General features: G+C 71.0%; 7 protein-coding genes. 4 read left to right on the forward strand and 3 right to left on the reverse strand.

Going from position 1 to position 7,108, the window contains the following annotated elements:
- Positions 1–442: 442 nt before the first annotated feature.
- Entirely contained in the window at positions 443–1,825 is a 1,383-nt protein-coding gene (locus tag ACWGH0_RS13405) for a TerD family protein (RefSeq protein ID WP_453404299.1), read from the forward strand.
- A gap of 467 nt (positions 1,826–2,292) precedes the next feature.
- Here the strand turns inward: ACWGH0_RS13405 and ACWGH0_RS13410 are convergent, their stop codons facing one another.
- The 3 genes from ACWGH0_RS13410 to ACWGH0_RS13420 form a co-directional block, all read right to left on the reverse strand.
- Complete coding sequence (locus tag ACWGH0_RS13410) at positions 2,293–2,751, reverse strand: hypothetical protein (RefSeq protein ID WP_453404300.1); 459 nt, start codon at positions 2,749–2,751, stop codon at positions 2,293–2,295.
- A 140-nt stretch (positions 2,752–2,891) separates the two neighbouring features.
- Positions 2,892–3,209, reverse strand: a complete 318-nt coding sequence (locus ACWGH0_RS13415) for an acyl-CoA dehydrogenase family protein (RefSeq protein WP_453404301.1) — start codon at positions 3,207–3,209, stop codon at positions 2,892–2,894.
- A 30-nt stretch (positions 3,210–3,239) separates the two neighbouring features.
- A complete protein-coding gene (locus ACWGH0_RS13420) occupies positions 3,240–4,220 on the reverse strand; it encodes a LysR family transcriptional regulator (protein ID WP_453404302.1) in 981 nt (326 codons plus the stop codon).
- A 158-nt stretch (positions 4,221–4,378) separates the two neighbouring features.
- On the opposite strand from ACWGH0_RS13420, the gene ACWGH0_RS13425 reads away from it, so the two are divergent.
- From ACWGH0_RS13425 to ACWGH0_RS13435, 3 genes are all read left to right on the forward strand, one after another.
- Positions 4,379–5,593, forward strand: coding sequence for a hypothetical protein (locus tag ACWGH0_RS13425; protein WP_453404303.1), 1,215 nt, complete (start codon positions 4,379–4,381; stop codon positions 5,591–5,593).
- Positions 5,594–5,604: 11 nt separating this feature from the next.
- On the forward strand, positions 5,605–6,525 hold the full coding sequence (locus ACWGH0_RS13430) for a hypothetical protein (RefSeq protein WP_453404304.1): 921 nt from the start codon (positions 5,605–5,607) through the stop codon (positions 6,523–6,525).
- 99 nt (positions 6,526–6,624) lie between these two features.
- The gene (locus ACWGH0_RS13435) at positions 6,625–7,068 is read left to right on the forward strand and encodes a hypothetical protein (protein ID WP_453404305.1); all 444 of its coding nucleotides are present in this window, start codon (positions 6,625–6,627) and stop codon (positions 7,066–7,068) included.
- Positions 7,069–7,108 lie beyond the last annotated feature (40 nt).

The following is a 7,108-nucleotide window of genomic DNA, read 5'->3' on the forward strand; positions in this document are numbered from 1 at the left end:
CGCGAGCGACTCCGGCGTTCGGGGCGTGGCGAGCGAACGCCTAGACCAGAGCGGGCCAAGGTTCTGGTGCTCGTCTGTCCCTTTCCCGTGGTTGTCGGAGCTTTCGTGGCGGCGGCGCGGGGCGGGCTGCGTCGGGTGTACTTGCGTCGGGTTCTGCGCCCGCTCGGCTTTGTGCTGGCCATCATGGTGTCCATGGGAACTTTGCCATGGCACCGGAGTTGGCGGGTTTGCGGGATGCCGTGGGGCTGTCGGGGAAGAGTGGGGGGCGGCGCGTGGACTACGCGACGCTGGAGGGGGTGGGCGTCGAAGACGAGTGCGTGGTTCGCGCGGGTGGCCGGATCGGTCAACTTCCTTCGGGGGACGGAGAATCGGCTTGTCCGCTGGTCGGCTCAACGTGAGATGCCCCTGTGCCCAATGCGGTGAGAAGTGTCAGGATGCGTGCATGACACAGATCATCAAAGGGGGGAACCTTCCGCTCAGCGGTGAGCCCATGCGGGTCGCCGTGGTACGCCGGTCTGGTGGGCCGGGAGCGCTGGAGGTGGATGCGGCCGCGCTGTTGGTCGAGGCGAGCGGCAAGGTCAGGGACCAGGGCGACCTGGTCTTCTACAACCAGCCGGAGCACGCGGGGAGCGGCGTCCGGTTGCTGGGCAGTGCGCAGGGCGAGGGCGGGGTGACTGCGGACTGGCTGGAGATCGATCCGGGTCGGGTCGAGGCGTCCGTGGAGCGGGTCGTGGTCTCCGCGTCGTGCGAAGGAGGAGTGTTCGGGCAGGTGTCCGACCTGTACATGCAGGTGGTGAGCGCGGTCACCGGCGAGCAGTTGGCGCTGTACGCGGTCGAGGACGCGACGACGGAGACCGCGATCCTGCTGGGTGAGTTCTATCGCAGGAGCCAGGGGTGGAAGTTCCGCGCGGTGGGGCAGGGGTACGCGTCGGGGCTGCCGGGTCTGGCGGCGGACTTCGGCTTCAGCGTGCCGGCAGAGGAGCCGGCCGACGAGGCCACCGACGAGCCCGATCCGGAGCCGCTGCCCCGGTCGCTTCCGCCGGCACCTCCGCTTCCGCCCGAGGCGTACCTGCCGGTCGCGGCCCGACCGACCGCCCAGGACGTCACGGTGGCAGAGCCCGTTCCTGCGGTGGACGCCGAGCCCGTCGCGACGACCGACGGCGCTGTGGCGGACCCGGCGGCGCCGTACATCGCAGGGGGCGGCGCCTTCTTCCCGCGCAACGCCCTGCCGGCCGACTTCGGACCGGAGTTCCCGTACTTCGAGCAGAGCGGCAAGAACGACGGGGTCATCCACGTCGAGGTCGACATCCCGGCCGGTTTCGTGATCGTCGAGGTGGTGACGAAGGGCAGCGGCTACACCGAGCTCATCACCCTCAACCACCGCAACCGTGACGACAAGTCCATCCTCTACAGCTCCATCGAGGATCTTCAGGGGCGGTGCATCGCGGACCATCACGGCCTCGCCCCGCTGCGGATGCGGATCCGGACGTCCAACCAATGGACTGTCTCGGTACGTCCGGTCTCCACGCTCCGTGAGCTGAACGACAAGATCGAGGGACACGGGCCGGACGTCCTGGCCCATACGGGCGGGCCCACGGACATAGCGATCCGGCACCGGGGCGACAAGCACGGGGACGGGGTCTTCGAAATCCAGGCGATGCGGCCGAACGGCAAGCTCGACGACGTGTTCTACAAGTATGACCGAGGACGCGGCAGCGCTCCGCTGGCCGAGGGACCGCGGCTGCTGCCGATCAGGGCCAGCGGCGGCTGGACCATCACGCCGCGCCCGGTGGGCAGCGGGAACTTCTGGAGCAGGCGCCGCTGACAGGCTGACGATCTGTGAGAACCGTGCCGGGCCGCTCCCGGACCACGCGGTCGTGGGCGAAGAGCATCCGGCACGGTTCGAACGAGGCGAGCCTGTCCCTCCAGGGCCGTTAGGCGGGTAAGGGCGGCGCCACACCGTCGCGTGCGGCGCGCGCCGGGCGTGAAGCGGTCGGGGTTGTACGGGGGCAGGCGTAGCCGTGCGCCTGACGGCGAGGACCCGAGCTGCTTCCACCGGGTTCGCCGGCGATGGCTCGGCGCCCGCGCCAGAAGGCTGCGGGCGGGCGGGATCGTGGAGGCCTGAGTGGGCGCCGTCGAGGAGCTTGTTCCGGGCAGCGTCTCAGAGTTCCAGGATGCGGCTCTTCTGGGCCGCGAACGTCGCCTCGCAGAGCACGCCTTGCTCTTTGAGCTGAGCGGAGTGGCTGTACGCCATCCCTGCCGGGACGTGGCGGGAGCCCGTCAGGAGAGCGTTCAGGCCCCGTTTGCTTCCTGATCTGGGCGAACACCGCCGAGGTCAACTGCGGTGATCTGTGCAAGGGCGTCCTGGAGGCGGCGGACGGCATCCTCTGCTTCCGTGTATTCCTCAGGACTTGGGAGGACAGTGCCGAAGGTGCCGCCATGGTCAGCTGGCAGGGCACGCCAGCGCAGGACCGGTTCGAGCGCGTTGAGAGCGCCGGAGATGAACCAGGCCATACGGCCGTGAGTGCGCGCGAGGGAGATGGCCAGGACGGCGAGCGTTTCCCGCAGGTGTTCGAGCCGCTTGATCTGCGGCAAGGCCTCCTGGACGTCCGGCGGGCGGACAACGTCGCGCAGGCCGGCCGCGGTCTTAAGGGCGAGGTCACGGTCGGTCGGCTCTAGTTTCCACACTTGGTCTTGGAGCTGCTGTTCAGCTTCCTCGGCCAGTACTGCGACGATCCTCCGCATGTCCATGCAGATCACTCTAGATGAACGGGCCCGTCCCCCTGCGCGACCCTTGTCTGGTTCTGGCCTGGCCTAACGATGTGCCAGGGATTGGAAGTAGGTACTTCGCTTCCGGGGCAGCCGCTGATCCCGGAGCCGGGCTGCGGCGGTCAGCCCAGGTCGTGGTTCCGCCGATGCCGCAGCAGCAGGCGAGCGGTGATGTCGGCAACAGGCAAGCAGCTTTGATGAGGGCGTCGTCGCCAGCGCACAGAGGCGACGAGGTCGAGCGGCGTGCCCCCGGCGCCGTACTCCTCGGGCAGGTGGATGCCGTGCAGCCCCAGCTCCGCGGCCTCGTCCCAGTAGGCGGGCCGCCCCTCCCGCGCCCCGTCGAGCACCTTGTGCAACGGCCTCGCGCGGCACGGCCCGCGCGAGCCGGCGGCGTACGACACCGCCAGGTCGTGATGCTCTCGCGTGAATCCGATCCCCATGCGCGGCAGGCTAGATGATCTGGCGGTAGGTCAGGAGACGGGCCGTACGTCCGGCGGATACGCGCCCCCGCCGTCCGCGCGCAGCGACCGCGCGGCCCGGCGGACGGCTAGGACGGTGGGCCGGGTGCGGTTCTTCTCCAGCCACGCCAGCGCCGAGTGGGACGGGGGCAGGTCGACGACGTCGACGTACCGCACGCCCGGCCGGGGGAAGAAGTGGCGGGCGGCCGCCGGCAGGAAGCACATCGCCTGCCCGTGGGCGACGGCGTGCAGCAGGGCCTCCATGTCCGTGACGACGGGACCGTACCGCACGGGGGAGCCGTCGGGTCGCGGGTTGACCGACCAGAAGTCCCACCAGACCCGGGGGGCCGGCGGCGGGACGTCGACGACCGGGTGGTCGGCGAGCTGGGCTAGCGTGACGTGCTCCAGCTCCGCCAGCGGGTCGCCGGCCGGCAGGCAGGCGACGCGGGGCTCGGTCGCGAGATGGTGCAGTTCGATGCCCACGGGGACCGGCGGGCGCAGGAAGACCACGTCGACCTCGTCCCCGGTCAGGGCGGCGATGTGGTCGGCGAAGTTGAGACTGACGACCCGTACCCCCAGGGCGGGATGGCGTGCGTGCAGTGCCCCGAGCACGGCGCGCGTGTGCGGCATGGCGACCTCGGCGCCGATCGCGCCTACCACCAGCTGCCCGGAGAGCTGGCGCTGCTGGGCATCGGTCGCCCGGCGTAATCGGTCCGTGGCCGCGACCGACGCCCTGATCTCCGGGAGCAGGGCCCGGCCGGCCGGGGTGAGTTCGACGATGCGGCTGGTGCGTTCCAGCAGCCGTACGCCCAGGCGCTTCTCCAGGTCCCGGATCTGCTGGCTGAGCGCGGACTGGGTCATGAACAACCGCTTCGCGGTGCGGCCGAAGTGGAGTTCCTCGCTCAACGCCAGGAACAGCCGCAACTGGTGGATCGTCGGCTCCCCCGTCCCGCTTCCCCGCGCCGCCCGTCCCCCGTCATTACCTGCGACCATGGTGATTCCCTTATCAATGCCCTGTGTTGTCGCATGACCGTGTCCATGACACCGGCTGCCTCCTGTGCGAGTGTCTCAAGCGCCCCCGCCGTCCGGCCGACCATCCGGCGGCTTGAGGGGGCAGACCTGCTGAACACGTGGCACGTACGGGGAGCACCATGTTTCGTTCACGGCAGTTACGGGTGCGCCGGTCCGGTGCCGGACCGCGCGCCTTCCTCACTCTCCTGCTCGCCGGGGTGTGCCTCGCACCGGTGGCGACCGCGTCGGCCACCCCGACGGCGGCGTACCGGGCGCCGAGCGCCGGCGCGATCGGCCGGACGGCTTCGTCCGAGGTCCCCGCGGGCGTCACCGCCGGGGTGGCCGTTTTCGACCGGCAGACCGGGACCTTCACCGAGCAGCTGAACACCGCGACGCCCTTCCGGTCGGCGTCCGTCGTCAAACTGCTGCTCGCCCTGGATCACTTGTGGAACAAGGGCCCCACGTACGACCTTCCCGCCCCGGACCGCGCGCGGATGGACGCGATGCTGCGGAGCAGCGACGACAACGGGGCCGACCACTACTGGCTCCAGAACGGCCAGAGCGCCATCATCGACCGGATGGTCGCCCGGCTGGGGCTGCTCCACACCAGCCGTCCGCCGTCGACGCACCCCGGCTACTGGGGCTACACCGCCGTCAGCGCAGCCGACACCGTACGGATCTACCGCTACCTGCTGGACAGTGCGCCCGCACCCCTGCGCGACTACGTGATGGGCAACCTGCGGCGGTCGACGCGCTGCGCGACCGACGGCTTCGACCAGCACTTCGGCATCGCGGGAGCCTTCGAACGACCGTGGGCGGTCAAGCAGGGCTGGTCCAACTTTGACTCGGGCGGCTGCACCGCCGCGCCGGCCACCGCCGGGGCGTCCGGCGGCTCCGGCCCCACGGCGGCGAAGGGGGAGAACGCGGCGAACGGCGTGGACCTCACCCGCCCGGCCCTGCACACCACCGGCACCGTCGGGGCCGGCGACCGCGCGATCGTGGCCGTCCTCACCCTGCACCCGGAGGGCACCGCGTACGGCAGGGCGTACTCCGACCTGGGCCGGCTGACCCGCTCGCTCGCCGTCCCGGGTGCGCAGAAGGCGGCGGGCACCTGGTTCGGCACCTGGAGCTCGGGGGTCCGGGTCCGCGCCGCGGCGACCACCGAATCCGCCACCCTGACGACCCTGCCCGCCGGTGTCGAGGTGCTGGTCTCCTGCCAGAAGCAGGGACAGAGCGTCTCCGTGCCGCCGTACACCAACTCGTGGTGGGCCTATCTGCCCCAGTACGGCGGCTACATGACCAACATCTACGTCCAGTCACCCGGCAACGAGCTGCCGGGCGTCCGGGTCTGTTGAGGGGAGCGCAGGTGAAGGAGCGTACCCGCCGGATCGCCCCGGCAGCCGCAGCGGCTCTCCTGGCCCTGCTGCTGTCCACCGGCTGCTCCACGGTACGGACGGACGCGGTCGCACCGCCGAGGACCTCCGGCCCGGCCACCACGGCCGCGGGGCCCGTCACCGCGGGCGAGCTGACGCTGTTGCACGACGCGGAACAGGAACTGAGGCGCCGCTGCATGGCAGCGGCCGGCTTCAGGTACTGGGCCGAGTCCGCGAAGCCGGTGCCCGAGGCACGGGAGTTCCCCTACGTCGTCGATGATCCGGGGTGGGCCCGCCGGTACGGCTACGGAAGCACCCTGAACGCGCGGATCGACCGGCTGCGGGCCGAGGACCCGAACCAGGTGTACCTGCGGGGACTGCCCGAGGAACGCAGACGAGCGGCCATCACGGCGCTGAACGGCACCCGCACGGGCGGCCGGCAGCTCACCTCGCGTTTTCCCGGCGGGATGGTCATGGGGCACAGCGCCACCGGGTGCAGGGCGCAGGCGTGGCGGCAGCTCTACGGCGATCTTCCCGGCTGGTACGCGGCGAGCACCCTGGTAACGAACCTGAAGGCGCACCGGTACGAACGGGTGCTCGCGGAGCCGGAGTACGGCCGGGCCGTCAAGGCGTGGTCGGCCTGTATGCGGGCGAGCGGGCACCACTACCGCGACCCGTCGAAGAGCAGGGCCGCCTTCCTGCGGGACGCCGGGACCGGGGACACCGCTGCGGAGATCAGAGTCGCGGTCCGGGAAGCCGGGTGCGCTCTCAGCAGCGGGCTGTCCGCCGTCGCCGTACGGCTGGACCGGCGCCACGACCGGGCACTGCTCCAGGAGCACCGGGCAGCGGTGGACCAGGTGGAGCGCCTGCGGACCGACGCGCTGCCACGGGCGCGCGACGTGCTGGCCCCCTGAGGAGCCGGCACCACAAGTTCCCGCACCGGGTGCGCGGACCACTGCTGCCCGGGAACGGCGGGGTTCAGAGATACGACAGAATCAACGAGGGGATCGATCATGTCAACGCACCGAGGCAGGTTCCTGCTCGCCACAGCTGCGGTCGTCACCGCACTCGGGCTGGCACCCGCCACCGCACAAGCCGCTCCTGCGCCGGCTCCCGCGCCGGCCGGCACAGCCGCCGCGGCCGCGGACGGCCTCCTGTACGCCTGGGAGCACTCGTGGAAGGGCGGCCGTCAGGCCACCTGGTCCAACAGCAGCTCCGACTGGGCGGACCGGAACATGCGCAACCAGGCGTCGTCCGTGCACAACAACGGTTACGCGGGCGCCTACGAGGACGTGCGCCTGTACTGGGACACCGGCAACGTCGGCGCCGCCTACTGTCTGGGCAACGGCAACTACCTGATGGACATGCGCTACGACTACTTCCCGCACAACGGCAACGGAGGCGGCCAGGCCATGAACGACAACGTCGCCTCGCACCGCTGGGGCGCCTACTGCTGACGCACCGAAACCGGCGCACCCCGGCGCGGCCGCGCCGGGG

The organism is Streptomyces sp. NPDC054887, assembly GCF_053610585.1.

Coding starts and splice junctions, on each gene's coding strand:
- ACWGH0_RS13410 (WP_453404300.1), bottom strand. CDS start 2,751: ATGGACATGCGGAGGATCGTCGCAGTACTGGCCGAGGAAGCTGAACAG.
- ACWGH0_RS13415 (WP_453404301.1), bottom strand. CDS start 3,209: ATGGGGATCGGATTCACGCGAGAGCATCACGACCTGGCGGTGTCGTAC.
- ACWGH0_RS13435 (WP_453404305.1), top strand. CDS start 6,625: ATGTCAACGCACCGAGGCAGGTTCCTGCTCGCCACAGCTGCGGTCGTC.
- ACWGH0_RS13425 (WP_453404303.1), top strand. CDS start 4,379: ATGTTTCGTTCACGGCAGTTACGGGTGCGCCGGTCCGGTGCCGGACCG.
- ACWGH0_RS13420 (WP_453404302.1), bottom strand. CDS start 4,220: ATGGTCGCAGGTAATGACGGGGGACGGGCGGCGCGGGGAAGCGGGACG.
- ACWGH0_RS13405 (WP_453404299.1), top strand. CDS start 443: ATGACACAGATCATCAAAGGGGGGAACCTTCCGCTCAGCGGTGAGCCC.